This is a genomic window from Enorma shizhengliae (assembly GCF_009676995.1).
Taxonomy (GTDB): Bacteria; Actinomycetota; Coriobacteriia; order Coriobacteriales; family Coriobacteriaceae; genus Enorma; species Enorma massiliensis.
In genome coordinates, this window is the sequence record NZ_VTFZ01000007.1 from 22,071 (window position 1) to 47,687 (window position 25,617).

The following is a 25,617-nucleotide window of genomic DNA, read 5'->3' on the forward strand; positions in this document are numbered from 1 at the left end:
GGCCCTCTTACGCTTCGTTTCCTGAGGGGGAATGCCCAATAACGGGGCCATCAACCCTGATTTCAACGCGCGAGAGGAATTCCGTTGGATCTGCGGTATCTCGATTGTCTATCTCGTAGAACTCATACGGCGGGCCCGCAATCTCAAGGCGGTGCAGAGCGGCGTAGGACAAGAGCTGCTCGTAGATTGCGCCGTTCTGCTCATAGGGGCCCCGGTAACGCATAACGAGGTAGGTGCCACCTTCCAGCATGAAGTCGCACGGCGCGTCCTCGTCGTCCTCAAGACCCTCGAGAACGAAAAACACCGAATGATAGACATTCGCTCTGCCTGCATCGAGGTCTTCGACAGAAAGCGCGCCCCCTATCTCGAGCATGCCTAGGTGGGGGAGTATGTGTTCGTACTGTCGGTGCAGGCGCTGGATAAGAAGGTCCATCTCGGCATCTCGTTCGATGCGCTCGGAGAGCTCGACGCAGCGCCGATTCGCCCGGCTTACCATTTCAATCGTATCGACCGGCCGGTTTTGGGCATCATCGAGCTCATGGGCATGTTCCTGAACGGTCTTCAGGTCGTTTTGAAGCTGCGCGATGCGTTCCTCGAGCATGCAACGCTCGCGATCGAGCAGTTCGCGGGTAGATGCGACCGTCTGCCGATCAAGGTAGTCCTTGATCTGTTTCATGGGAAGGTCGAGCCTGCGCAGATCCTTGATGAGCGAGAGCTTGTACATGTCGTCGAGGTCGTAGAGCCGGTACCCGTTTGAACCGCGCTGGGGAGAAACGACGCCGAGGCGTTCGTAATACCGTAAAGAATCGATGCCTATCCCGAACAGGCGGGAGATTTCGCTGATGGTGTAGTTTCGCTTTGTATGTTCAGGCTTCTGATGTGCAGATTCCATGGTTGCATCCCATCGATTGCTTGACCCTGGTACGTTACCAGAGTTTATCGTTACGGGCGAATTAAAGGAACGTACGGTAAAGGGATTTCGATACTATGCGTCTTGAAGCATCCGCCATCAAACGACAACTGCGCTCGCTCGCTTCGTGGTCTACGGTTCGGCGCATTGCCACGATTGCGCTTGGATGTGGCATCCTCACCTTCGGTATGCACAACGTTCACCAGGTCGTTGGCATTACCGAGGGCGGTGTCCTCGGTGGCATCCTGCTGCTCAATCATTGGTTCGGCATCGATGCCTCGATTGCCTCTCCTATCCTTGATGCCTTGTGCTACACGGTTGGCTTCTTCGTTTTGGGCGCGGGGTTCCTCGGCTGGTCCGCCGTGTCGAGCGTTCTCCTTGCGCTGTTCTACGCGCTTTGGGAGCGCCTGCCGCACCTTTTCCCGGATCTTTCGGCGTATCCGCTGCTTGCTGCTATTGCTGGAGGCATCTTCGTGGGCGTGGGAGCTGGGCTTGTGGTGCGCTGCAATGCCTCTGCGGGGGGTGACGACGCTTTGGCGCTGTCAATCCACAAGGTGTTCGGCCTCAAGCTCGCTCGCTGCTATCTGTTCACCGACCTTACGGTGCTCACCCTGTCGCTCTCTTATATTCCACTGTCTAAGATTGCGTTCTCGCTCGTTACCGTGTTCATCTCTTCTCCGCTGATCGATTTCGTGCAGAACATAGGTGCATCCCCGGCCGAGGGCACGCAGAGTGTCGCGGCCCCTGCGCATGAAGCTTGCCCAGAGGCATCGTCGGAGCTTTCGTGAACGTTTTCGGGGGCATCGGTCCTCGCGTACAATGAAGATGCATCCAAGTGGCTGCGCCCGGTTCGGAGGCACCGAGCCGGGCGCGCCGTTTTGCTTACGGGGCTTAGCCGCCGGAAAGGGAGACGCATATGAGCAAGGCAGACCAGCTGTTCGTGAAGATGTGCACGGATATCTTGGATCACGGCACCACAACGGAGGGACAGAAGGTTCGCCCTCGTTGGGAGGACGGTACGCCCGCCTATACCATCAAGAACTTCGGCGTGACGGCCCGTTACGACCTTCGTGAGGAGTTCCCGGCGCTCACGCTCAGGCGCACGGCGCTGAAGAGCGCCATGGATGAGATTCTTTGGATCTATCAGCGTAAATCGAATAACATTCATGACCTCAATAGCCATATCTGGGATGAGTGGGCCGATGAGTCGGGCTCGATCGGCAAGGCATACGGCTATCAGATCGCGCAGAAGTCGCACTACCCCGAGGGCGACTTCGACCAAATGGATCGCGTGCTCTACGACCTTACGCACACACCGTACTCGCGCCGTATCATGACGAACATGTATACCTTCTCGGATCTTTCCGAGATGCATCTGTATCCCTGTGCCTATAGCGTGACCTATAACGTTACGCATGCCGCGGGAGACGAGAAGCCAACGCTCAACATGGTGCTCATGCAGCGCAGCCAAGACATTCTCGCAGCGAACAACTGGAATGTATGCCAGTACGCGATTCTGCTCATGATGGTCGCGCAGTCGGTAGGCATGGTTGCAGGCGAGCTTTTGCACGTGATCGTGGATGCGCATATCTACGACCGTCATGTTGACATCGTGCGCGAGCTCATTGCGCGGCCGCAGTACCCCGCGCCGACGGTTCGGCTGAACCCTGAGGTCACAAATTTCTACGATTTCACGACCGACGATCTTATCGTCGAGAACTACCAGCACGGCCCGCAGGTCAAGAACATCCCCATCGCGGTGTAGCTATCTTCCGGGGAGCGCCTCCCGCCGGCTTTTCGTCCCGTGCTCAGACAGTCCTCGGCTGCGCTTCGCTTGCCTGTGGAACTGCGCCGGGACGATAAGCCGGCGGGAGGCGCTCCAAGACGGTTATCTTGCCTTCCAGTAAAGGATGCTGCCAGTTTAATAAACCCATGCGATACTTTTTGGTGGCAAGGTGCATCAACAAAGCTGCCTGTGCGCTCTTTTACTGTCGCGGACCGAAGCGTTCCGCGCAGTCATGAACGGGTTTTGATCGCCCGCCCCATTGTCCCGCGCGCAGTTCCGCAGCGAGCGGAGCGAGCGAGGACTGTCTGAGCACGGGACAATGGGGCGGGCGATACCAACGAGGAGGTATCTCATGAGCAGAACGCTTTCCGCTATCGTGGCGGTGTGCGATGACTGGGGCATTGGTCGCGATGGAGACATGCTTGTGACCAATCGTGCCGATATGCGGCATTTCGTGCGGTGTACCAAGGGACATACCGTCATTCTGGGACGCAAGACTCTCGAGAGCTTTCCGGGAGGGCGTCCGCTCAAGGACCGTCGCAACATCGTTCTCACGCGCGACGCGTCCTTTACTTGCGCCGGTGCCGAGATCGCCCATTCCGTGGACGAGGCGTTATCGCTCCTCGGTGAGGATGAGAACGCATGGGTTATCGGCGGGGCAGAGATATATCGCCAGCTCCTCCCGCATTGCACGCGCGCTGTGGTTACGAAGAACCATTGCACGCGTGCCGCGGACACGTTTTTCCCAAATCTCGATGGCGAAAAGTCCTGGCGGCCTGTTGAGACCGATGGCGGCTACGTCATCCAGCCGGGCGAGGGCGATGAGGGGGTTGCGTTCGAGTTCGTGACGTACGAGCGCGTGGAACCTAGCGACGCCGACAAGGGCACGGGATATTCCTGGTTCGATGTTGCGGTCGACGTTGTTTCGACTGCGCTTGACCACGTGGTGGGATAGCGATGGCCGCCTACGAGATCATCCATATTACCTCCCTCGACGACCCTCGTCTCGATGCGTACACCAAGCTTACGGAGCGCGAGCTGAGGAGCGTCCTCGAGCCAGATAAGGGCATCTTCATCGCAGAAAGCATGAAGGTTATCGAGCGCGCTCTTGCGGCCGGTATGCAGCCTGTGAGCTTCCTTTTGGGTGAGCGCTGGCTCGATGCGGTTCAGCCGTTGCTCGATGGCCTGGAGCGGCGGCTGGCCTCGGAGCCAGGTGAGGGGAGCGCAGAGCAGGCTGGCGGGGAGTATCCCATTCCCGTCTTCGTTGGACCCATGGATCTCCTCGAGCAGCTCACGGGCTTTAGCGTGACGCGCGGGGCGCTTTGCGCCTGCCGTCGTCCCAAGCTGCCCGAGCCGCGCGAGCTGCTGAGCGAGGCGCATCGTGTCTGCGTGCTCGAGGGAATCGTCGACCATACGAACGTGGGCGCTATCTTTCGGAGCGCAGCCGCCCTTAACGTGGACGCGCTGCTCGTAAGCCCAACATGCTGCGATCCGCTCTACCGCAGGGCTGTTCGCGTATCGATGGGCACCGTTTTCCAGGTTCCGTGGACGCGCATCGGCTCGGATGCACGCCGTTGGCCCGCCGACGGCATCGCTATGCTTCACGAGTCTGGCTTTACCTGCGCTGCGATGGCCCTGACCGACGATTCGGTTTCGCTTGACGATCCCGCTCTTGCCGAAATCGACCGCCTTGCGCTCTTTATGGGAACTGAGGGCGCCGGGCTTGGCCGCAGGACCATCTCGGGCTGTGACATGGCCGTGCGCATCCCCATGGCTCATGGTGTGGATTCGCTCAACGTGGCCGCGGCTTCGGCAGTTGCGTTCTGGCAGCTCTGCCCGCACGCGTCTAACAGCTACCATTACCAGCGCGGCATCTACGGCTGAGGTTGCCCGTCGCACTCAGGTGCGGTTTTGTGAGCGCAGCACGGCAGCCCGCTAAGGCTCGAGCTATTTCGCCGACCATCAAACCCGTCCGTTTAGGGGCCCTCTGCAGGGGGTATCATGCACAGCATATGCCCCAAAGAAACGGAGTAGCCCTATGGAGATGGACGACCATAAGCGTAGACGGAATATGATCCTCTACGTGCTTATAGCTCTCGTCGTGTACCTTGTGCTCAACACCCTGTTGTTCCCTAATATGGCGCAGCAGGTTCAGATCAACGATGTGAGCTATAGCCAATTCATCGATGACCTCGAGGAGAAGAAGGTCGAATCGGTCCAATACACCGATGGCGATTATTCGGCGCTCTACACGCTTAAGGGTGGCGAGGACAACGTTGCCTATCAGTGTACCGTCATGCCGAACGACTCGGGCCTCACCGACCGAATCGTTGACGCTGGTGCAACGCTTGAAGTCATCATTCCCAATAACGATTCGAGCATCTGGACCTACTATCTCATGACGCTCGTTCTGCCCTTGCTCATCTTTGCCTTCATTGGCTGGTGGCTTAACCGCCGCATGAAGAAGGCCATGGGCGACGATGGCCCGTCGATGAACTTCGGTTCCGGCGGCTTCGGCGGCGGCATGGGCGGCGGCCTCGGCAAGAGCGGCGCGCGCATCGTGGCTTCGAAAGACGTGGGCGTCACGTTCAAGGACGTCGCGGGGCAGGAGGAGGCCAAGGAGTCGCTCAAGGAGGTCGTCGACTTCCTTGAGAACCCGAAGCGCTACGAGGACATCGGTGCCCGTCTGCCGCGCGGCGCCCTGCTCGTAGGCCCTCCGGGTACCGGTAAGACGCTCCTCGCCAAGGCAGTCGCCGGCGAGGCAGGCGTTCCGTTCTTCAGCATCTCGGGTTCCGAGTTCGTCGAGATGTTCGTGGGCCGCGGTGCCGCCAAGGTACGCGACCTCTTCAAGCAGGCGAACGAGAAGGCGCCCTGCATCGTCTTCATCGACGAGATCGATGCCGTGGGTAAGCGGCGCGACCAGGGTCTTTCGACCAACGACGAGCGCGAGCAGACCTTGAACCAGCTCCTCACCGAGATGGACGGCTTCGATAACCACAAGGGCATCGTCGTGCTCGCGGCAACGAACCGCCCCGACTCGCTCGACCCGGCGCTTCTGCGCCCCGGCCGCTTTGACCGGCGCATCCCTGTCGAGCTTCCCGATCTGGCCGGCCGTAAGTCCATCCTCGAGCTCCATGCCAAGGATGTGAAGGTCCAGCCCCCGATTGACCTCTCGGCCATCGCGCGCGCCACGCCCGGTGCCTCGGGCGCAGACCTCGCCAATATCATCAACGAGGGCGCGCTCCGCGCCGTGCGCCAGGGGCGCAACCGCGCCACGCAGGAAGACTTCGAGGAATCGGTCGAGGTCGTCATCGCGGGCCAGCAGCGCAAGTCCACCGTGCTTTCAGACCACGAGAAGCAGGTCGTCTCGTACCACGAGATCGGTCACGCTATCGTTGCGGCCAACATGAAGGAGGGTGCGCCGGTCACCAAGATCACCATTGTGCCGCGCACGTCGGGCGCGCTCGGCTACACCATGCAGGTGGAGGAAGACGAGAAGTTCCTCACTACGCGCCAGGAGGCGCTCGACAAGCTTGCCGTGTATTGCGGTGGTCGTGCGGCCGAGGAGCTTATCTTTGGTGAGATGACCACCGGTGCCGCCAACGACATCGAGCAGGCCACGAAGCTCGCGCGCAACATGATCACGCGCTTCGGTATGTCTGAGGAGTTCGGCATGATGGCGCTTGGCACCGTCCAGAACGCGTATCTCAACCAGGACACCTCGCTCACCTGCGCGCCGGGCACCGCCGAGCGCGTGGACGAGGACGTGCGCAAGCTCATCGAGGAGGCGCATACGCGTGCCATGCAGATCTTGAAGGAGAATAAGTTCAAGCTGCACGAGCTCGCTCGCTACCTCTATAAGAAGGAGACCATCACGGGCGACGAGTTCATGACGCTCCTGAAGCGCGAGAATCCGCTCATGCCGCCGAAACCCACGGCGTAAACGTTCATCGCATCGCGACTTTGTAACGGCCCGCACCGGATTGTTCTGGTGCGGGCCGTTGCATGTCGAGGCATCATGCCATGCGCTTTCGTGAGGCATGCCCTCGCACCGTGTGCCGAGAAATTGTCGTAGGTATTATCGAAAAACAAGACGTGAAAGCTACAAATATTGCGACAATTTATGAAGCCGTACCATGCGGTAACAAGCCCATGCCCTCATACGTGTATAGGGTAGGGAGGTGATTGATGTGCGGGAATCAAATAACGAGCTCCGAAGCGAGGAGTTCATGGACGAGGCAATTGCAGCACATCAAGGAGCCGTGTACCGGCTGGCGCTGAGCCAAACGCGGAGCACGGCGGATGCGCAGGATGTTATGCAGGATGTGTTCATCAAGCTTATGCGCTCGCAGGTGCCGTTTCGCGATAGCGATCATCTGCGCGCCTGGCTACTTCGCGTAACCATCAACCAGTGCCGCGATCTTGCAAGGCAGGCGTGGCATCGACGTGTCGAGGTCGTGGAAGAGCCCGATATGGGCTCAACTGTTACGCAAGACGAAGCGGTTGAATTGCTGATGGAGCACCCTGTATGGCGCGCAATGGATGCGCTCAAGGAATCGGATCGCTCTGTGCTGCATCTTCGATACGTCGAGGAGCTTTCAATCCCAGAGATTGCCGAGGCGCTTTCGTGCACGCAGGTTGCGGTGCGCGTGCGGTTACGGCGGGCGCGGACGCGGCTCAGGCAGATGATGGTTGCGCAGTGTGAGCAACAAAGCGCGGATGTTCCGTCCTTTTCTCAGCAGACAGGAGTAATACGATGAAGCAACAGGGGTTTGCCTCGTATGTTACGCAGATGAAACAAGTGGGCCCAACATCGATGGGGCAAGAGCGACTGCGGGCAGCATTGCAGCGCGAGCGCTCGGCGGCGAGTGTTCCCGCGAGCGAGCGTGTGGTGAAGCATCGCCACGGGGTGCTTCCCTCTGCAGGTGTTGTGGCGCGGCGCGCCGTGCTCGCAGCTGCGGCGGTTGCGGCGGTCGTGCTCGTGACCGGCGTGGTGGGCGCCAATCTCGTAGGGGAAGGGCAACAGGGTGGCACTGCTGTGGCTAACGGCCCGGTGCTGGCAGCCTATGCTCAAGGTGTCGAACAGCCCGACGGTTCGGTGCTTCTGCCGGAGGAGTTTGGTTCGGTGGTGAGCTGGAGCCAGGGCGACGATGGTGCCTATACGGTGAACATGAACATGGACCTCTCCTTGGCCGATGGCAGCTATCGTGATGTCACCTATTCGATTATCGAAGGTGATGCGACATTTACATTCATGCAGAGCCGTTCGGGCGTAAAGACGGGAGACATGCTCGCTGACTACCAGGGCGTTACCACCTTCACGCTTAGCGATTCCTCTATCGAGGGTACGTACAGCCTTGATGTAGTGATTCCGGAAGACGAAGTCGATGCAGCTACGGACGAACCGCTGCGCGACCTTTACGTCGTCAACGCACTCGCGGCGCAAAAAATCGCGGGTACGCGCATCAAGATCGCAGCAACCGACGCGGAGGGCAACACCAGCTCGCACACGTATGAGATCCAACCGGTTGAGAACATCGCGGAACGCTACCAAGAGCTCCAGGCACAGGCGGAGTCGGATGAAGAGCAGCAGCTCGGTGAGCCGCTCTTTACCATGCGCGAAGTTGCATAGCGCTACACGAAGGTCTAGGCGGTTTCATGCGTGCGTCGACTCATCGCGTGCATGATGCATACCGTGTACTCCGGCGGCTGTCGTGTGCACTTGCTCGCGGCAGCCGCTTTGCAGCGGAGTGCGCACTTTTGGGTATCATGAGGGCATACGTTTCGAGTAGAAAGGCCCGTATGCCAGCTCAGACCAGCTCCGAGCCCAGGTTCGCCATCCTCATCGACGCGGACAACATCTCGGAGAAGTACATCAAAATCATCCTCGACGAGGTCTCGAACGCAGGCGTTGCCACGTACAAGCGCATCTACGGCGATTGGACGAGTCAACGCCTCGTTTCGTGGAAGAACTGCCTACTCGAGAATTCGATCATTCCCATCCAACAGTACAGCTATACCTACGGCAAGAGCGCGACCGATTCCGCGATGATCATCGACGCGATGGACATCCTCTACAGCGGCAACGTGGACGGATTCGCCATCGTGAGCTCCGACTCGGACTTCACGCGACTCGCCGCGCGCCTGCGCGAAAGCGGCATGCAGGTGATCGGCATGGGCGAGCAGAAGACGCCCGAGCCGTTCATCAGCGCGTGCAACCAGTTCAAGTACCTCGACCTGCTCTATGCCGCGCAGCGCGCTGAGGCGAAGGAGGAGGCCGAGGCGGAGCGCGAAGCGGAAACTGCGGCCGAGGCACCCGCCAAGAAAAAGGCCGGCAAGGGGACGGTCAAGAAGACCGCCAAGGACGAGGGCACTGCGGCGCAGAAGAAGCCTAAGGCAAAGTCCTCCGGTGTCGAGAAGACGGCGGATAAGCAGGCCGCACCTGAAAAGGCGGCCGTGCGCCCCAAGCGCTCACCGGGCGATATGGGCGGCGATGCGTCGCTGGTAGCCGACTCCGAGGCCGACTTGGGCGATGTAGAGTTCAGCGAGCTTAGCCGCGCCGCGCGCCGGCGGCATATGAAGCGCATTCGCACGGCGGTCGATTCGGTCATCGACCAGTTCTCCGACGAGGAGGGATGGGTCTTCCTCGGCACTATCGGCAGCGAGCTGCCCAAGCGCCTGCCCGATTTCGACGTGCGTAACTACGGGTACCGCAAGCTTAGTCCGTTCCTGAAGTCGATGGGCGTCTACGAGTTCGATGAGCGCGCGAACGCTTCGGGTGCCAAGGCTATGTATCTGCGCATCAAGGAATCGTAGGCTGCGTGTTCGCGCACGTGGTTCGTGGTGTTAATTGGCCGCGCCACCACCGTACTGTTTGAGTACCGTGGTATAGTGGCCGTGGATGCGTGGCACCGTGCCTTGCAACCCGATCGGTATCTCTCACTGGTGCTTTTCAATGGGTGCCTGAGTTAGAAGGTGGAATCATGGGATTTCTTGACGATGTTCAAGCTTCGCTTAACCGTGGCGTTGCCGGCGCCAACCGCGGTGTTGAATCGATGAAGCTTAAGAGCCAGCTGAACGATGCGAACAAGCGCCGTTCTCAGCTGGCTGCGCAGCTGGGTGCAAGCCTGTATGAGGCAACGAAGGATGACGAATCCTTCCGTGCAGGCCGCGAGCAGCTGTACGATGGCATCGCTCAGATCGACCAGGAGCGTGCGAATATCCAGGCGCAGCTCGATGAGATTGAGCGTCAGGCTGCTGAGTCCGCTCAGGCTGCAGCGCAGATCGAGTGCCCATTCTGCCATACGCGCATGAGCGCGACCGACCTGTTCTGTGCGGGATGCGGCAAGCCCATGGCTGAGGTACAGGCTGCTTTGGCTTCTGCTGCCCCGGCTCCCGCCCCTGCGCCGGCTCCTGTCGAGGGCCCCACGTGCCCTGGATGCGGCGCGCCCGTTAACGAGGGCGACGCGTTCTGCATGTCGTGCGGCGCGAAGCTCTAGGAAATCGCTGAACACATAGGTCCCGAACGATCTTGATCGAACGTGCGCGCAAGTTTTGGGCACTTCCGGTTGCTCATCTAGAGTAGCCCTTCCATTTTGCAAAAGGGACGTGCCTTCTGAGCTGCTCTTTCTTTGAAGGTCTCTTTGTTTGTACTTTGACGTTCTGTCCGGAAGTGCCCAAAACTTGAATCTTGGAGTGGATAGGCTGCGGCTTTGGGCTTCAAAGTGCCCAAAACCTGCATCCTTGGGTACTCCAGATGCTTTTTTTGGGCACTTTCACGCCTTGATTTTCTTGCGCAGGCGTTATGCACTGGCGCCAACGGCGCTTGTCTGCATGTCAAAAGTGCTGGGTGCGCGCTTAAGTAAGTTTGTGCGTCTTGAGCGTAGGTTGGGAGGTACGAGCATTGTGCGTATAGCGGTAAGCGCGTGCCTGTTGGGCGAGAATTGCAAGTATAGCGGGGGCAACAACCTATGCCCCGAGCTTGTCGATGCGCTATCGGGCCATGAGGTGATTCCGGTTTGCCCCGAGGTGCTCGGTGGCCTTCCTACTCCGCGACCTCCGGCCGAGATTGTGCATGGTGAGGTTCGCACTCAGGCGGGAGCGAGCGTTGATGCCGCGTTTCGCCTTGGTGCCAAGCGAGCGCTTGACCACATTGAAGCTGCTGGCGGTTGCGACCTTGCGGTCCTGCAGCCGCGCAGCCCTTCCTGTGGCGCCTCGGAAGTCTATGACGGTACGTTCTCAGGCCGGCTTGTTCCTGGCAGCGGAGTGTTCGTTCGGCTTCTGCGGCAGCATGGCTTGCGCGTCATGCAACCGGATGATTTCCTAACTGAATTCGCAAGACTTGGATGAGTGGCGGCGCATCGACCGTGTCGTTGGTGTGCCGATATGCGAGCACAAACGATGATATGAGCGGCATTCGCCGCCTTTCGGCTAGCGGCTAGCGACAAACTCCAAGAAGGTTTGGGCCTGCCGTTCAAGATAGGGGAGTGAGTCTCCCAGGTCGAGTACTCCATCGTTCATCTTTGAGAAGCCGAACGGAATCGTGAGGCGCGGTTTGTTCATAACGTCCATGTTGAGGAACGAGATGAGCGCAACCAGATGATCCTGGGCAATGGCGGTTCCTGAACCTCCTGCAGAAATGCCGCTAATTGCCGCTGGCTTGCCATCGAGCACCTGGCCTTGCGCCGCGCTCACAGGGCGGGAAAGCCAATCAAGAAGGTTCTTGAGTGGGCCAGGGAAGAAATGGTTGTATTCGGGCGTGAAGAACCAGATGCCGTCGGCATCGAGAATTTGCTTGCGCGCCCGCGCGACTGCTGGCGGTGCGGGCCGCTCGATTTCCTCGTTGAACATGGGCACATCGGCCCAATCGAGCAGGGTGAACTGGATGGCCGGGTCGAGCTCGTATACGGTGCGGCGCGCGGCCTCGGCGAGCTGGCGGTTCATACTTCCTTGGCGAAGCGAACCTGCGATGGCGACGATATGCATTTTGATTCCTTTCGGTCAGATGCTCTCGGCATGCGACATGGTATTGCTACATACCGTATGCCCCATATCGACGCAGAATGACGCGCCCGCCCGCTCATCTTTGGAAAGCATCAACGGACGGACCCTTGTTCAGCTTCGATAGTAGTTTTGCATGAGCTCGGCGAGCGTGGCCTCGGCCCAGCTATAGTTCTTCAGATAGCTGCCTCTAAAGGTGGCTTTCCTGTTTGGAACGGGAGAAAGAAAATCAAAGAGGTCGCAGGCGACCGCTTCCGGCACGATGCGGCGCTTTCCTCGTACCGACTCCATGATATGCGCCGCCCCGTTTGCTTCGAGCGTTCGGTTGAGCCGAAGGGCCACTTTCCGGCAGCGAGTACGCGTCTGGGCGGTTATCGGCTCATCTTCCCAAAGCGCCGTGATGATATCGGCTGAAGTTACAAAACCGCCCCTTCGGTCAACAAGCAGGGCGAGCAGCTCCTTGGCCTTCTCGCTTCGAAATGCGATGGGCCGACCATCGACAAACACGTCGAAGTAGCCGAACGTACGGATCTCGATGCGGGGCATCGTATCGACGATTTCCAGGCTCGATTCCGAAGTCTGCTGGCTTTCTGCCGGAAAGGTTTTGCCGGGTACGGCCGTGTTCGGGGCGGCGTTCATGGCTCCAATAAAGCGCGAACACAGGAAGAATGCCCCGCCCTCCGCATCGACGAGGATCGCTTCACGGTAATCTGCCGCCTTGCCGGTAAGCCCGCTTCGTCCAGCGAATACCATTCGTTGCGGGACGGCGGCAAAGGGCTCGCTGCATCGATATGCATGGCATGCTGCCTCGATGAACGCTTTGAGGGTGGTTTGATCTTGCGCGGCGGGCAGATGCTCGATGAGTTGGTCGACTGCATCGGATAGGCTTACTCGCAGGGCGCCCAAGCTCGCGAGGCGTTCGTCTTGAGCGAACTTGAGGCAGCAGGCGCGCTGCTCATTCGGTTCAATGAGAAGAACAGTGTCGTAGATGAGCGCAAGCTCCTGGGCGCGGCGAGCACGGCTCTTCGCGCGGGATGCGTCGCGCTTCTGCGTGACGTCCACGATGACAAGCTGGTAGATGTCCTCCCCTTCATCAAGGATGGGAAGGTGCGAGAGCCAGCATGCGATTTCGATGGGAGTCCCATCTGCACGCCTGATGCGCGTATCGAATTCGGTCGGTGGCTGGGCGGCGCTCGCCTCCTCGAGCAGCGTTCGAAACGGCCCCTGGTCCGATAAGGGTACGAGGCGATCTATGCTTTCGCTTACCGCAGCACGAAGGCCCGCATCGCTTGAGTCGATACCCACGATGCGCCATGCCTGTTCGTTGCAGCTGACAATGCTGAAATCGCGTGCCCTAAAGTGGACGATTCCGACGGGCGATGCCTCGCAGTATTCCATCGGGGCAGAGGCGGCGTCACCGACGGAATGTGATAAAAGCTGGGTTTGCATGATGGCTTCCATTCGCTTGCTGGATGGTGTGATCTCGCGATGTTTTGCGAGAGGGATATCTATGGTGTGCACGAGCGTATGACCCGTGAGTACGAGATTCGTTCCTAATTCGTTCCCCATGGGCGCGCCCGAGGCTCGAATTGTTACAAGACTAGGGCTACATGTTCCCGAGCGGCCCAGCTGCGAACGTACCCTCGCACTGATTTGTGAGCGAAACCATCGTTCCTGCACAAGACGGGTGCCATGCGTGACGGTTCGAGGAACGTTTTTGGGTCGAATCCTCGGTAAAGTCCACCTTAATGCTTGGGTTAATTCCAGCACGGCAAGGGTGTTCACGCTGGGTCATTCACCTGCGTGCGATTGGCGCAAGAAAGGGATGGGCTTCATGAAGAAAATGATAATGCGGGGGCTGCTTGCAATCGCAACGCTCGCGCTCGCGGCCGCCACGCCTTTCGTGGCGTTTCCGACAACTGCCCTTGCAAAGGAAGAGTCGGGTTCATCGTACATTACGGTAGAAAAGATATGGGAGGATTCTGATAATAAGGGCGGAACGCGGCCTGATTCGGTGAGGGTGCGTGTGAAGATCGATGCCGTGGAGGCTCGTAGCGATGAGCCCATCGATTACTTCTCCCTCATCTCGCATACCGGCGAAGGCAGCGATGATGAGCTGTCGGCTGAGGGGCCGGACGGGATTCTGGGAACTGACGACGACTGGACCTTGGTGCTCTCAGAGGAAAATGGTTGGGAAGTGCAGATAGAGACGAGTACCGGGGGTTCGTACATACGAGGCATCGAGGTCGAAGAGCTCGATGTTCCCTCCGGGTATACCTCCTCTATAGAGAAAGACTTTAGTCGGGATATGCTATCTGGGTACATCGACGTTACCAATACGAAGGCGGCCGAGGAGCCGGGCGACCCCAGGGACCCAAATCCTGTGAGCCCAGAAGATCCGGTCGGTCCGGTTCAACCCGAAACGCCTGTCAATCCAGAAGAGCCGGTGACACCGACGGAGCCTGGCAATATGACGCCTGATACTCCCGACATCACCCCCAGCGCTGAGGCTCCTGCAGCCGGCGGCGATCGCGAAAAGAGGCCTTCAGAGGCATCGAAGCTCCCGCAAACCGGCGATTCGTCCGGCTATCTTTTAGCTGCTGGCTTGGGCTCCATCGTCCTTCTGGCAGGAATGGGGCTTGCGAAGAAGCAGTCATAGACGTGAAGACTCCTCGCTCACCCATCACTGCTATGCAAACGTGCTACAATACCGCGCAATGGCTGTGATGGGGAGGAGTAGCCGGCCTCCGCACTGTTAAGAGAGCGAGCGGTAGCTGAGAAGCTCGCCGGTGCGACCGAGCGAAAATCACCCCGGAGCTGCGGCCCGAACGAATGAGCCCAATCTGGCGGAGCGTGCAAAACAACCCCGTCCCATTTTGACTCATTTCAGTAGGCGTCGCCGGGATGGTCGCCGTGATGGACCAGCCGAGTAAAGGGTGCGGGCTGCCTCCAGGCGGCAGGGGCACCTAAGCTGGGTGGTAGAGCGAGGAGCTTTAAGCTCGTGGCCGCGCATGCTACGGCAGCGAGATTCTGGAAGCGCTTCGTCCCAGCTTCGAGGGACGGGCGCTTTTTTCTTAGGCGCCCACGACGGCGGGGCGCCGCGCCAGTGTTCCGCCTGTAGCGAGGAGGGCACATGGCGAAGGAGAAAAGTAAGTACAACGACACGATGCAGTTGCCCAAGACGGGCTTCCCTATGCGCGGCGGGCTTCCAAAGAACGAGCCCAAGCGCCTGACAGCTTGGTATGAGAACCATGTATACGAGCAGCTGCAGAAGAAAAACGAAGGGCACAAGAAATTCGTCCTTCACGATGGCCCTCCGTATGCGAACGGTCCGATCCACATCGGCCATGCCATGAACAAGATCTCCAAAGACATCATCATGCGGTATCACGCCATGCAGGGCGAGCAGACACCGTATGTGCCCGGTTGGGACTGCCATGGCCAGCCCATCGAGCATAAGGTCGAGGAGATGCTCGGCACCAAGAAGTTCAACGCCACGCCCACGGCAAAGATTCGCGAGCTCTGCAATAAGTTCGCTGTTGAGAACATCGACCTGCAGCGCGAGGGCTTCAAGCGCCTCGGCGTGCTCGGCGATTGGGATAACCCGTATCTCACGCTCTATCATGAGCACGATGCCGCGGATATCGAGGTCTTCAAGGCCATGTTCGATAAGGGCATGATCTATCGCGGCCGCAAGCCGGTCCATTGGTGCAAGCACTGCCATACCGCTCTCGCCGAGGCAGAGATCGAGTATTCCGATGAGGTCTCGCCGTCTGTCTTCGTTCGCTTTGAACTCATCGACGTGCCCGAAGCACTGCGTTCGGCGGGTGTGCCGGTCGATGTGGTGATTTGGACCACGACCCCTTGGACGCTTCCCGCGAACGCTGGCGTGGCGTTGCTCGCCGACGCCGACTACGTCGCCGTCCAGGCGGAGGGCCGCTTGGGCATCATGGCCAAGGCGCTCTGGGAGAAGGTCTTCCATGGGGTGGCCGGCATCGAGGATGCTTGCCTGTACGTGCCCGAGGGTGCCGCCGAACCGTGGAGCGTCCACGGTGAGGAGCTCGTCGACATCACCTATACGCACCCGATTTTCAGCGACGTGCAGGGCAGGATCGTCACGGCCGATTACGTTACGCTTGAAGATGGTACCGGGTGTGTCCATACCGCCCCTGGCCATGGCGTGGACGACTATTACACGGGCATGCGCTGCAACCTGCCGATTATCATGCCGGTTGATGATGATGGCCACTTCTACGCAGGTGACGGCCTGGGAACGGGCGGTCCCTTCTCCGGCATGGACACCGATGAGGCTAACCCGCACATCATCGAGTTTTTGCGCGAGCGCGGTACGCTCGTTGCCGAGAAGAAGATCAACCACAGCTATCCGCATTGCTGGCGTTGCAAGAACCCGGTCATTTTCCGTGCAACCGACCAGTGGTTCGTTTCGATGGACGAGACCAATCTGCGCGGCGAGGCGCTCGATCAGGTGCTCAACCATGTGACGTGGTACCCCGATCACGCCAAGAACCGCATCGGGTCCATGGTGGAGGGCCGTCCCGACTGGTGCATCAGCCGCCAGCGCAACTGGGGCGTGCCGATTCCGAGCTATACCTGCGCCGACTGCGGTGAAAAGGTCATGAACGACGCGACGCTCGACGCCGTGATCGCCCTCTTCAAGGAGAAGGGCTCCGATGCCTGGTTTACCGACGCGCCTGAGGAGTACCTGGGCGAGGCCTGCGTGTGTCCCAAGTGCGGTGGCCACCATCTCAAGGCGGATCGCGATATCCTTGACGTCTGGTGGGATTCCGGCGTCTCCTGGAAGGCCGTCTGCGAGAACCGCGAGGAGCTCGAGTATCCGGCAGACATGTATCTCGAGGGCTCCGACCAGCATCGCGGATGGTTCCAAAGCTCGCTTCTCACGAGCGTGGGCGCGAACGGCGTGGCGCCGTACAAGGCCGTGGTGAGCCAGGGCTTCACGCTCGACGGCCAGGGCCGTAAGATGTCGAAGAGCCTGGGCAACGTGATCGATCCCAACAAGGTCTGCGACGAGATGGGTGCCGATATCATCCGACTTTGGGTTGCGAGCGTCGATACCTCGACCGACGTCGCCATCGACCATGAGATCCTTGCCCGCACCTCCGATGCATACCGCCGCTTCCGCAACACCTTCCGCTTCCTGCTTGGTGAGCTTGAGGGGCAGTTCGAGCCTGAGACCGACGGCGTTCCTTTCTCTGATCTCACCGCTCTCGACCAGCTCATGGTCGCGCGCTTGACGCAGGTGCAGGCCGAGGTCGACGCAGCCTATGCGGGCTATGAGTTCAACCGTGCCTATCGCGTGCTCTACGACTTCGTGGTCACGGAGCTCTCGAATGTCTACCTCGACGCGCTGAAGGACCGTCTCTATTGCGAGAAGCCCGGTTCGCTCGCTCGCCGCAGCGCTCAGACGGTGCTCGCCGAGCTGCTGAGCATGCTCCTGCGCGACCTCCAGCCCATCCTTGCCTTCACCTGCGACGAGGTCATGGCCTATGCGCCCGCCGGCTGCCGCGGCGGTGAAACCTACGCGGCCATGCTCGATTGGTACCAGGCCCCCATCTCGGTTGAGGAGGCCAATGAGTATTCCGAGGTACTAACCGCTGCCCTCACCCTTCGTGGCGCGGTGACCAAGGCGCTCGAGGACGCGCGCACGGCTGGCACCTTCACCAAGAGCCAGGAAGTTCGCATCTCCGCTACGGTGCCGTCTTCGGACTTTGCGCTCCTTACCGGTGAGCGCGGCATCGACCTTGCCGAGTTCTTCATCGTCTCAGAGGTTGCGCTTACGGAGAACGAAGATGCTGAGGACGACGGCATCACCGTCACCGTCGATGCCGCCCGCGGCGAGCGTTGCGATCGCTGCTGGAACTATCGCGAGGACACCGGCGTGCATGGCGAGCACGAGCACATCTGCTCCCGCTGCGCCGCTGCGCTCGAATAGGACGTTCGCGGGGCAAGGTGCTGGTCGCCTTGCCCCGCATGAGACAGTTGTGCCAGGCACAAGTGTCTCATGTTGAGCGACGGATGGTACCTGGACACCTGGCTCAAGTTGGAAGGTTTGGTTGTGGCAAAGAAGCGTGTGGACGTCAAAGAGTTCAAGCCGCCGCTCCTGTGGAGGCTCGGCGTGCTTTTGGTGGTCGGTGTCACGGTTGCGTGCTTCGACCAGATCGCCAAGGCGGTCGCGCGCGTTGCGCTATCTCCTGCGGGGACAGTGGGTGTCCAGGTAATCCCCGGAATTCTCAATTTCGAGCTCGTCTATAACGAAGGCGCTGCGTTCGGGCTGGGGGAGGGCTACACCCTCGTTTTCGTCACGCTCGCTGTGATCATGGTCATGGCGTCGCTTATCTACCTCTTGCGGGCTCCGCTCGTCTCGTCTTGGGAGGTCGTTGGCCTGGCGCTTGTGTGCGGCGGAGCGGTGGGTAACGCCATCGACCGCGTCGCCCATGGCGTTGTGACCGATTTTATCGCTACGGCTTTCATCGATTTTCCCGTTTTCAACATCGCCGATATCGGCATCACCGTGGGCGTCGTCGTCGCGCTGATCGGTTTCATTTTCCTTTCTCCCGCAAACCTCGCTGCGCGGGAGCGCGCCGAAGCCGAGCGAACCGCCCATGCCGATAGCGCTATACGGCGGCGCGCCTCACGCAAGAGCGGGCGGAAGGGGCGTTAACCATGCCGGGCGACCTCCATATTCTTGTAGCTGAGCCCGATGCGGGAACAAGGCTCGATGTTTATCTAGGGGCTCAGGATTCGTGTCCTTCGCGTTCCGCGTGCGCGCGTCTTGTGGAGGCTGGCGCCGTCGCCGTGAACGGTGAGGTGTGCCTTTCGAAGAAGTATGCCGTTGCGGCGGGCGACCGCATCTCGGTCGAGCTTCCCGAGGAGGAGGCGCTTTCCGGTGCGGTGATTCCACAGCCCATTCCGCTCGACATTCGCTTTGAAGACGATTACCTCATCGTCTTGTCCAAGCAGCGCGGTCTGGTGTGCCATCCGGCGCACGGCCATGCGGATGGCACGCTCGCGAACGCGCTCGTGTATCATTGCGGCCTCGATCACCTGGGGACATTGCAAGGGGAGGACCGCCCCGGCATCGTTCATCGCCTTGACCGCGATACCTCGGGGCTCATGCTTGCCGCGAAGGACGATGAGACCCAGCGGGCGCTTCAGGACCTCATCCGCCTGCGCACCCTCGACCGGCGTTACATTGCGCTCGTTCACGGCTATATCGCACACGATGAGGGCACCATCAGCACGGGGATTGCCCGTTCGACGCGCGACCGGGTGAAGATGGCGGTCTCGGACGATCCGTTCGCACGCCAGGCGATCACCACGTTCAAGGTTCTTGAGCGCTTCGAAGCTAGCCGTACCGATGACGGCTACACGCTCGTCGAATGCCATCTCTATACCGGCCGCACGCACCAGATCCGCGTCCATATGCGGCATATCAACCATCCGCTCGTTGGAGACCCTCTCTATGGCAAGGGGAAGGGGGCTGAGCGCGCCGACCGCGGTCTCGCAAGGCAGTTCCTTCACTCTTGGCGCGTTGCGTTCACGCACCCGGTAACAGGTGAGACCATTGAGTGCCGCGACACGCTTCCCTGGGACCTCGCTGCGGTGCTCGAGGATATTGAGCCGCTTTCGATTGGTCGAACACCGGCGGGCGACAAGATCATCCCGCAGCTTCTGGAGTGGTGACGCTCCGTGAATCGCCAACACCCGGTGCCCGCGCTTCATTGAAACGCCAACACCCGGTGTCTGGGATTCCCGGTGTCTGTGATTCATTTTGTGAGGGATGCTCGTTGGCATGTCTGTGTAGATGCCTTGAGATGGGCTTACGGGCGGTGGGCGCTCGACTAGACTAACAACACGTATGCATTGCGACTATGGAGAATGCCGTGCTTCAATTCCTCCTTAACGACCCCGTCGGCGCGTTTCTCAGCGCTACGCCTATCGTGAAGTTCAATCTGATCGTCATGGTGCTGTTCGGGGTCATCTTTTTCTACCAGATCGTCTTCTTCTTCATCGGCATCGTTAAAGGCGAATATCGCTATCCCAAGGCCAAGACGCTCCATCACTATGCGTACTTCATTGCCGCCCATAACGAAGAGGCGGTGATCGCCAACCTTGTCCGCTCCATCAAGCAGCAAGACTACCCGCAGGAGCTCATCGATGTCTTCGTGGTGGCCGATGCCTGCACGGACGAAACCGCCCGTGCGGCCCGCGAGGCCGGTGCCATCGTTTACGAGCGCAACGACCTTGCGCGCAAGGGCAAGAGCTGGGTCATGGATTACGGGTTCGAGCGAATTCTGCGTGAATACCCGGGCGTGCACGAGGGGTTCTTCATCTTCGATGCAGACAACCTGATTAGCCCTGAATATACCCGCATCATGAATGATGCCTTTGACCAGGGTTATATGGCGGTGACGAGCTATCGCAACTCTAAGAACTTCGGCAGCTCCTGGATCTCGGCGGCGTATGCGACCGCGTTTTTGCGAGAGGCGCGCTTCCTCAACAACGCGCGCATGATCTGCGGGACCTCCTGTGCGGTTTCGGGGTCCGGATACCTTATCTCTGCCAAGATCGTCGAGGGCATGCGCGGTTGGCAGTTCCATTCGCTTACCGAAGACATCCAATTTTCCACGTTCTGCGCCGTCCATGGGGTGCGCATCGCCTATGCTCCCGCTGAGTTCTTTGACGAGCAGCCGGTTACCTTCGCGGCATCATGGAAGCAGCGCATGCGCTGGACCAAGGGGTTCTACCAGGTGTTCTTCACCTATGGCGGACGATTGGTAAAGACGCTTTTCACCAGGCGCCATTTTGCCGCATACGATATGCTCATGACGGTTGCGCCCGGCAACCTCATAACGCTCATCTCGATTCTCGCAAACGGCGCGTTTCTCGTCGTCGGGCTGCTGAGCCACGGGTTCCTTGCCACCGACGCCGAGCTTGAAAGCTGCTTCGAGTCGATCATCATGACGCTTTTCACCCTGTATCAGACGTATTTCGTGCTGGGGCTGCTTACCACCGTCTTTGAGTACAAGCATATCCACTGCCCGCAGCGTTGGCGCATCGTCGTGAACCTCTTTACGTTCCCCATCTTCATGTTCACCTACATTCCGCTCATCGTGGCCGCGCTCTTCCTCAAGGTCGACTGGGTGCCCACCCCTCATAGCCTCGCGCTCACCTTGGACGATGTGGTGGGCGAGGCGAGCTAAGCCGCTTATGACCTGGCTGGGCCCGCGCGCCAAAGCTTTTGCAGGGGCGTGGTGTTTTGCGCGTCTTGCGCACCCGAGCCATTGCGTGCTTGATGTGGTAATCGAAAGGAGCACCTATGGAGCAGCAAAACCTCATCCATGGTCGCACGGCAACGCCCATTGCTCCCGCATGCGACCATCCGGCGCCCTTGGACAGCTGCGCGCTCCAGGCCGAATACATCGATATCGCCCGCGAACTCGAAGGCGATGCCTCGTCTCACGAGGCGGGCGATGCACACCTGCTCACCACCAATGCGCTCTATCACGGCGGTCCCGTGCAATGGAGCTTTGTTCCCAAGGTGTTCTCTCGCCGCGACCTAGTGTATCTTGCGTGGATCGCTGAGACCATGGGGCGCATCATGGACAAGGTGACGCTTCGCTTCGTAGAGGACGAGGGCTTTCGCGCCGCGTTCGAGCTCGATCCGCGCATCGAACGTCTCGCCTGCATGCCCAACGCCTTCGGGACGCAGATTCCCATCGCCCGCGTTGACATCTTTCTGGACGAGGAAACGGGCTCGTTCAAGTTCTGCGAGCTCAACACCGATGGTTCTTCGGGCATGCTCGTGACCGAGGAGGTCACGAAGACGAATCTGCTCACTAAGACGGGGAAGACGTTCGCATCGCGCCACGTGGTCTCTACATTCGACATTTACGGTGCATGCGCTTCCGCCGTGCTTGACTGCTACCGCGAAGCGGGCGGGAAAGCCGCCGTGCCCGAGGTGGTTGCCGTCGATTATGCCGAAAGCATCGCCCGCGAGGAGATCGATGAATTCGCTCGCGTGTTCGCCGAGCACGGTGCGCGGCTGCGCTTTGCGGACATCCGCGACCTTCGATATGAAGACGGTGTGCTCACCGATGCCTTGGGTCCTATCGACTGCGTATGGAGGCGCGTCGTTATCTCCGAGATGCTGGAGAAGCCCTGCCCGGGTGCCGATGCGTTCATGGCCTGTGCCGCCGATGGCGCCGTTCCCATAGTGGGTGGATTTAGGACGTGGCCCTGTGCGACCAAGACGGTGTTCGCCGTGCTCCATAGCCCGGCGGCGCGACAGGTGCTCAACGAGGAGGAGCTTGCCTTCGTTCGCGAGCACGTGCCTGCTACCTATATGCTCGATAGCCAGAGCGACCTTACCCGATTTGCGGACCGCACGCGTTGGATCGCCAAGCCCCGTGACGGCTACAACAGCCTGGGCGTGCGTGCCGGCCAAGATTGCACCGACGAGGAATGGGCCGAGGTTCTCGCCCAGATGGCGCAGACCCGCGGCACGGTTCAGGAGTATGTGACCCCGTACGCGACCTTAAACGTTGAGGGCGGGGTAGCCGGCATCGGCCGGGCCTTCGAGCCCTATATGAACATGGAGGGGCTCTTCCTCTTCCGGAACCGATTCGCCGGCGTGTTCACGCGATGCGGCCAGTCGGCGGTGATCGGGGAATTCGCTGGGCGTCTGAATATGGGATGTCTGGTGGTAGAGGAGTGATCGCCCGATCGGTTGCCTTCGCGGTGCTGAATGCGCTCTTGCTGCTTGCGGGGGCAATCGATGCACGCGAACGCCGGCTTCCGAACGTGCTCGCCGTATTGCTCGCTGCTGCCTCCGCCATCGTAGCGCTTGCATCGGGTGGCGTGAACGCGCTTGCTCTCAATGCGCTTGCCGCCTTTGCCATATGCGGCATGCTCTTGGCCTTTGAATTGTTTTGGCGAACCCGTCGAGGGGTTGCAGGACAGGGGATCGGCGACATCAAGGCGTTGTTCTCCCTTGTGCTTGCCGCTCCGGTTCGAGGCGTGATGTCGTACGCGCTCGCCCTTATCTGCCTTTCGATTACCGGTATCGCCGTGCATCGCCCGGCTCTTCCCCTCCTGCCGTTTCTTGCCGTTGCGTTCATCTGCCTTGGCCTTCTCCCTTCATTTGGTTAGCGAACCCTTGTTCGTGTCCTGTCGATGTGCGATGATACGATAGTGGATGACCAACTCATGCAGGTAAGGAGGGCGGTCATGCAGGAACCGTTGACGCGCGAACAGGTTCGCGCCCGCATGGATGCCATTCCCGATGTGCTTTCCGACGAACTCATCGAGCGCATGTCCGATGACCGCGCTCGGGGATGGAAAAACCCCTATCGTACCTCCGACGAGGATGCTCTTCGCCGCGAGGAGCGCCCCGCTGACCGCTCGAACATCTGGCGTCCCGCCTTCGTTCGCGATGTCGAGAAGATTCTCCATATGCCCGCCTACAACCGCTATGCGGGCAAGACGCAGGTATTCAGCTTTAGAAGCAACGACGACCTTTCACGCCGCGGGCTCCATGTGCAGCTCGTGGCGCGCATCGCGCGTGATATCGGCTATGCGCTCGGTTTGAACTGCGACCTTATCGAGGCAATCGGCCTCGGGCACGATCTGGGGCACACCCCGTTCGGGCACGCAGGCGAGCGCTGTTTGAATGACGTCTTCCATGAGCGCACAGGCCGCTGGTTCTTCCATAACGTGCACTCTGTCCGCGTGCTCGACAAGCTCTATGGGCGCAACATCTCGCTTCAGACGCTCGACGGTGCGCTCTGCCATAACGGCGAGTACGAGCAGCGCGTGTTTGAGCTTTCGGGCCTTTCCTCATTCGGTGAGTTCGACCGCGTGGTGGATGAATGCGTTTCGGGCGGCGGTGCGGTCATCGGACACCTGAGGCCGATGACGCTCGAGGGCTGCGTGGTGCGCATCTCGGACATCATCGCCTACGTTGGTCGCGACCGCCAAGATGCCATAGAGGCGGGCCTGCTCACCGGCGACGCGTTCGAAGATGGCCTGGGCGGTGCGTACAACTCGTGGATCTTGACGCATGCATCGGCCGACATCATCGAGCATAGCTACGGCAAGGACCGTATCGAGATGAGCGAGGAGCTCTTTGCGGAGATTCGCCGCGCCAAAGCGGAAAACTATGCCAAGATCTATCGGTCCAGCGGGATCGAAGGGGAGCGTGCGGAGGTTCTCGCACGTGCCTTCGAGCTCATGTACGAGCGCTGCCTCGATGACCTCAATAAGCGCGACGAATCGAGCTTTATCTGCCGCCACCATATCACGCGCATCGAGGAACAGCTCGCGCATTATGGCCGTACCTACGATTGGCAAAGCGACCCCGAGCAGACGGTGGTCGATTACATCGCGAGCATGACCGACGGCTATTTTGCCGAGCTAGCGAGCAAGTTCTTCCCCCAGATTCACTTCCCTAAACGCACCTATATCAACGAGCCTGTAGGTCAGCACGCATCCGAGGCATAGATTGGATACCATGGAAACCCTCTTCAAGCAGGTCGAGAAGGAGAAGAAGCTCAAGAACGCCCCGCTTGCCGTGCGCATGCGCCCGAGCACGCTCGACGAATACGTGGGCCAGCGAAAGGCGGTGGGGCCCGGTTCTTGGCTTCGTTCCGCCATTGAGCATGACGTGCTTTCCAGCGTGATTCTCTACGGGCCTGCCGGCACGGGTAAGACCACGCTCGCGCATATCATCGCATCGCATACGCGCAGCGAGTTCGTCGAGGTCTCTGCGGTCACTGGCTCGGTCAAGGATCTTCGCCGCGAGATCGATGAGGCCGAGCGCAGGCTCATGGCGTTCGACCGCCGCACCATTCTGTTCATCGACGAGATTCACCGCTTCAGCCGTTCCCAGCAAGATGCGCTGCTCCATGCAGTTGAAAACCGTACCGTCGTGCTCATTGGAGCTACGACCGAAAACCCGTACTTCGAGGTAAACGCCGCCTTGCTTTCGCGCTCTCGCGTCGTTGAGCTTGAGCACCTTACAGACGACGACATAGCCGTGCTCGTGCGCCGGGCACTCACTGCCCCCGAGGGGCTCGATCGCCGCTTCGAGGCGTCGGATGAGGTCGTTTCTGCAATATGTACGCTTGCGGCGGGCGATGCCCGCTCTGCGCTCACAACCCTTGAGCTTGCGAGTGAGATTGCCGTAACGCGGCCAGATACCGAGGGCACGCCGGAGCCTGCCGAGGGTGAGGCGTACGTTATCACGATCGAGGATGTTCAGATGGCGAACCCTCGCCGCGGGCTCTCATACGATAAGAGCGGCGATATGCACTACGACATCATCTCCGCGTTCATCAAGTCGATGCGCGGCAGCGACCCGGATGCCGCGGTGTATTGGCTTGCCCGCATGATCGATGCCGGCGAAGACCCGAAGTTTATCGCTCGGCGCATCATGATCGCCGCTTCAGAGGATATCGGGAACGCCGATCCACAGGCGCTCCTTGTTGCCGAGGCCGCGTTCAAGGCTGCGGAGGTGATTGGATACCCCGAGTGCCGCATTAATCTTGCGCAGGCAGCCATCTATAACGCACTTGCACCTAAGTCGAATGCTGCGGAGGCGGCGATAGACGCGGCGCTTGCAGATGTTCGGACGAGTGGGCAGCGCGAGGTGCCGAGCTATCTGCGCGACAGGCATCGGCCTGGTTCAGATGAATACGGCGAGTACCTTTATCCGCATAACTATCCTGAGGGCTGGGTGGAGCAGCGCTATCTTCCCGACGGTTTGGAGCGTGGCTGCTTCTGGAGCCCCGATGGGCGTGGCTGGGAGCAGTACCGGTTCGAGCAGGGGCCCTGTTCGAGGGGCGGTGCCGGGCAGGCGTAGTTCTCCGTGCGCGTTTGTGGC

General features: G+C 59.9%; 22 protein-coding genes. 19 read left to right on the top strand and 3 right to left on the bottom strand.

The annotated features are described in order from the left end of the window. Window positions 1-7: 7 nt before the first annotated feature. Window positions 8-892, bottom strand: a complete 885-nt coding sequence (locus GJE22_RS06030) for a MerR family transcriptional regulator (RefSeq protein WP_144688386.1) — start codon at window positions 890-892, stop codon at window positions 8-10. 95 nt (window positions 893-987) lie between these two features. Between GJE22_RS06030 and GJE22_RS06035 the strand changes: the two genes are divergently transcribed. From GJE22_RS06035 to GJE22_RS06080, 10 genes are all read left to right on the top strand, one after another. Next, on the top strand, window positions 988-1,698 hold the full coding sequence (locus GJE22_RS06035) for a YitT family protein (protein WP_144688387.1): 711 nt from the start codon (window positions 988-990) through the stop codon (window positions 1,696-1,698). A gap of 128 nt (window positions 1,699-1,826) precedes the next feature. Then, complete coding sequence (thyA, locus tag GJE22_RS06040) at window positions 1,827-2,675, top strand: thymidylate synthase (RefSeq protein WP_144688388.1); 849 nt, start codon at window positions 1,827-1,829, stop codon at window positions 2,673-2,675. 373 nt (window positions 2,676-3,048) lie between these two features. Continuing rightward, window positions 3,049-3,651 (top strand): dihydrofolate reductase, encoded by a 603-nt coding sequence (locus tag GJE22_RS06045; RefSeq protein ID WP_144688389.1) that lies wholly within the window; start codon window positions 3,049-3,051, stop codon window positions 3,649-3,651. A gap of 2 nt (window positions 3,652-3,653) precedes the next feature. Then, window positions 3,654-4,580 carry a TrmH family RNA methyltransferase gene (locus GJE22_RS06050; protein WP_144688390.1) on the top strand — a complete coding sequence of 309 codons (927 nt, stop codon included), beginning with the start codon at window positions 3,654-3,656 and terminating at the stop codon, window positions 4,578-4,580. Window positions 4,581-4,734: 154 nt separating this feature from the next. Next, window positions 4,735-6,639, top strand: coding sequence for an ATP-dependent zinc metalloprotease FtsH (gene ftsH / locus GJE22_RS06055; protein WP_186297430.1), 1,905 nt, complete (start codon window positions 4,735-4,737; stop codon window positions 6,637-6,639). Window positions 6,640-6,886: 247 nt separating this feature from the next. After that, window positions 6,887-7,456, top strand: coding sequence for an RNA polymerase sigma factor (locus GJE22_RS06060; RefSeq protein WP_144688391.1), 570 nt, complete (start codon window positions 6,887-6,889; stop codon window positions 7,454-7,456). Further along, window positions 7,453-8,328: a hypothetical protein gene (locus GJE22_RS06065; protein WP_144688392.1), complete on the top strand. Its 876-nt coding sequence runs from the start codon at window positions 7,453-7,455 to the stop codon at window positions 8,326-8,328. Before GJE22_RS06060 ends, GJE22_RS06065 begins: the two co-directional genes overlap by 4 nt. Window positions 8,329-8,498: 170 nt before the next feature. Next, window positions 8,499-9,512: an NYN domain-containing protein gene (locus GJE22_RS06070; RefSeq protein ID WP_144688393.1), complete on the top strand. Its 1,014-nt coding sequence runs from the start codon at window positions 8,499-8,501 to the stop codon at window positions 9,510-9,512. Between the two features lie 167 nt (window positions 9,513-9,679). Further along, a complete protein-coding gene (locus GJE22_RS06075; protein ID WP_022349467.1) occupies window positions 9,680-10,195 on the top strand; it encodes a zinc-ribbon domain-containing protein in 516 nt (171 codons plus the stop codon). Window positions 10,196-10,529: 334 nt separating this feature from the next. Then, the gene (locus GJE22_RS06080; RefSeq protein WP_154324126.1) at window positions 10,530-11,045 is read left to right on the top strand and encodes a DUF523 domain-containing protein; all 516 of its coding nucleotides are present in this window, start codon (window positions 10,530-10,532) and stop codon (window positions 11,043-11,045) included. An 81-nt stretch (window positions 11,046-11,126) separates the two neighbouring features. Here GJE22_RS06080 and GJE22_RS06085 read toward each other — a convergent pair whose 3' ends face one another. Both GJE22_RS06085 and GJE22_RS06090 read right to left on the bottom strand, forming a co-directional pair. Then, window positions 11,127-11,681, bottom strand: coding sequence for an NADPH-dependent FMN reductase (locus GJE22_RS06085; RefSeq protein WP_144688395.1), 555 nt, complete (start codon window positions 11,679-11,681; stop codon window positions 11,127-11,129). 129 nt (window positions 11,682-11,810) lie between these two features. Next, window positions 11,811-13,145 carry a PAS domain-containing protein gene (locus tag GJE22_RS06090; RefSeq protein ID WP_144688396.1) on the bottom strand — a complete coding sequence of 445 codons (1,335 nt, stop codon included), beginning with the start codon at window positions 13,143-13,145 and terminating at the stop codon, window positions 11,811-11,813. Between the two features lie 385 nt (window positions 13,146-13,530). Between GJE22_RS06090 and GJE22_RS06095 the strand changes: the two genes are divergently transcribed. From GJE22_RS06095 to GJE22_RS06135, 9 genes are all read left to right on the top strand, one after another. After that, window positions 13,531-14,355, top strand: a complete 825-nt coding sequence (locus GJE22_RS06095) for a Cna B-type domain-containing protein (protein ID WP_186297431.1) — start codon at window positions 13,531-13,533, stop codon at window positions 14,353-14,355. A gap of 474 nt (window positions 14,356-14,829) precedes the next feature. Beyond that, a complete protein-coding gene (ileS, locus tag GJE22_RS06100) occupies window positions 14,830-17,667 on the top strand; it encodes an isoleucine--tRNA ligase (protein ID WP_144688398.1) in 2,838 nt (945 codons plus the stop codon). Window positions 17,668-17,790: 123 nt separating this feature from the next. Next, the gene (lspA, locus tag GJE22_RS06105; RefSeq protein ID WP_235895830.1) at window positions 17,791-18,396 is read left to right on the top strand and encodes a signal peptidase II; all 606 of its coding nucleotides are present in this window, start codon (window positions 17,791-17,793) and stop codon (window positions 18,394-18,396) included. A 2-nt stretch (window positions 18,397-18,398) separates the two neighbouring features. Next, window positions 18,399-19,418: an RluA family pseudouridine synthase gene (locus GJE22_RS06110; RefSeq protein WP_144688400.1), complete on the top strand. Its 1,020-nt coding sequence runs from the start codon at window positions 18,399-18,401 to the stop codon at window positions 19,416-19,418. A 278-nt stretch (window positions 19,419-19,696) separates the two neighbouring features. Next, window positions 19,697-20,938 (top strand): glycosyltransferase family 2 protein, encoded by a 1,242-nt coding sequence (locus GJE22_RS06115; RefSeq protein WP_235895840.1) that lies wholly within the window; start codon window positions 19,697-19,699, stop codon window positions 20,936-20,938. A gap of 116 nt (window positions 20,939-21,054) precedes the next feature. Continuing rightward, on the top strand, window positions 21,055-22,452 hold the full coding sequence (locus GJE22_RS06120; protein WP_144688402.1) for a hypothetical protein: 1,398 nt from the start codon (window positions 21,055-21,057) through the stop codon (window positions 22,450-22,452). Then, on the top strand, window positions 22,449-22,886 hold the full coding sequence (locus tag GJE22_RS06125; RefSeq protein ID WP_186297432.1) for a prepilin peptidase: 438 nt from the start codon (window positions 22,449-22,451) through the stop codon (window positions 22,884-22,886). The genes GJE22_RS06120 and GJE22_RS06125 overlap by 4 nt, the downstream gene beginning before the upstream one ends. 78 nt (window positions 22,887-22,964) lie before the next feature. Then, window positions 22,965-24,236 carry a deoxyguanosinetriphosphate triphosphohydrolase family protein gene (locus GJE22_RS06130; protein WP_144688404.1) on the top strand — a complete coding sequence of 424 codons (1,272 nt, stop codon included), beginning with the start codon at window positions 22,965-22,967 and terminating at the stop codon, window positions 24,234-24,236. Window positions 24,237-24,246: 10 nt separating this feature from the next. After that, window positions 24,247-25,596, top strand: coding sequence for a replication-associated recombination protein A (locus tag GJE22_RS06135; protein WP_144688405.1), 1,350 nt, complete (start codon window positions 24,247-24,249; stop codon window positions 25,594-25,596). The last annotated feature ends 21 nt before the right edge of the window (window positions 25,597-25,617 follow it).

Excerpts from the sequence above, each read along its gene's own strand:
- GJE22_RS06030 (WP_144688386.1), bottom strand. The coding sequence starts at position 892 with ATGGAATCTGCACATCAGAAGCCTGAACATACAAAGCGAAACTACACC.
- GJE22_RS06035 (WP_144688387.1), top strand. The coding sequence starts at position 988 with ATGCGTCTTGAAGCATCCGCCATCAAACGACAACTGCGCTCGCTCGCT.
- thyA (WP_144688388.1), top strand. The coding sequence starts at position 1,827 with ATGAGCAAGGCAGACCAGCTGTTCGTGAAGATGTGCACGGATATCTTG.
- GJE22_RS06045 (WP_144688389.1), top strand. The coding sequence starts at position 3,049 with ATGAGCAGAACGCTTTCCGCTATCGTGGCGGTGTGCGATGACTGGGGC.
- GJE22_RS06050 (WP_144688390.1), top strand. The coding sequence starts at position 3,654 with ATGGCCGCCTACGAGATCATCCATATTACCTCCCTCGACGACCCTCGT.
- ftsH (WP_186297430.1), top strand. The coding sequence starts at position 4,735 with ATGGAGATGGACGACCATAAGCGTAGACGGAATATGATCCTCTACGTG.
- GJE22_RS06065 (WP_144688392.1), top strand. The coding sequence starts at position 7,453 with ATGAAGCAACAGGGGTTTGCCTCGTATGTTACGCAGATGAAACAAGTG.
- GJE22_RS06070 (WP_144688393.1), top strand. The coding sequence starts at position 8,499 with ATGCCAGCTCAGACCAGCTCCGAGCCCAGGTTCGCCATCCTCATCGAC.
- GJE22_RS06075 (WP_022349467.1), top strand. The coding sequence starts at position 9,680 with ATGGGATTTCTTGACGATGTTCAAGCTTCGCTTAACCGTGGCGTTGCC.
- GJE22_RS06080 (WP_154324126.1), top strand. The coding sequence starts at position 10,530 with ATGTCAAAAGTGCTGGGTGCGCGCTTAAGTAAGTTTGTGCGTCTTGAG.
- GJE22_RS06085 (WP_144688395.1), bottom strand. The coding sequence starts at position 11,681 with ATGCATATCGTCGCCATCGCAGGTTCGCTTCGCCAAGGAAGTATGAAC.
- GJE22_RS06090 (WP_144688396.1), bottom strand. The coding sequence starts at position 13,145 with ATGCAAACCCAGCTTTTATCACATTCCGTCGGTGACGCCGCCTCTGCC.
- GJE22_RS06095 (WP_186297431.1), top strand. The coding sequence starts at position 13,531 with ATGAAGAAAATGATAATGCGGGGGCTGCTTGCAATCGCAACGCTCGCG.
- ileS (WP_144688398.1), top strand. The coding sequence starts at position 14,830 with ATGGCGAAGGAGAAAAGTAAGTACAACGACACGATGCAGTTGCCCAAG.
- GJE22_RS06110 (WP_144688400.1), top strand. The coding sequence starts at position 18,399 with ATGCCGGGCGACCTCCATATTCTTGTAGCTGAGCCCGATGCGGGAACA.
- GJE22_RS06115 (WP_235895840.1), top strand. The coding sequence starts at position 19,697 with ATGGTGCTGTTCGGGGTCATCTTTTTCTACCAGATCGTCTTCTTCTTC.
- GJE22_RS06120 (WP_144688402.1), top strand. The coding sequence starts at position 21,055 with ATGGAGCAGCAAAACCTCATCCATGGTCGCACGGCAACGCCCATTGCT.
- GJE22_RS06130 (WP_144688404.1), top strand. The coding sequence starts at position 22,965 with ATGCAGGAACCGTTGACGCGCGAACAGGTTCGCGCCCGCATGGATGCC.
- GJE22_RS06135 (WP_144688405.1), top strand. The coding sequence starts at position 24,247 with ATGGAAACCCTCTTCAAGCAGGTCGAGAAGGAGAAGAAGCTCAAGAAC.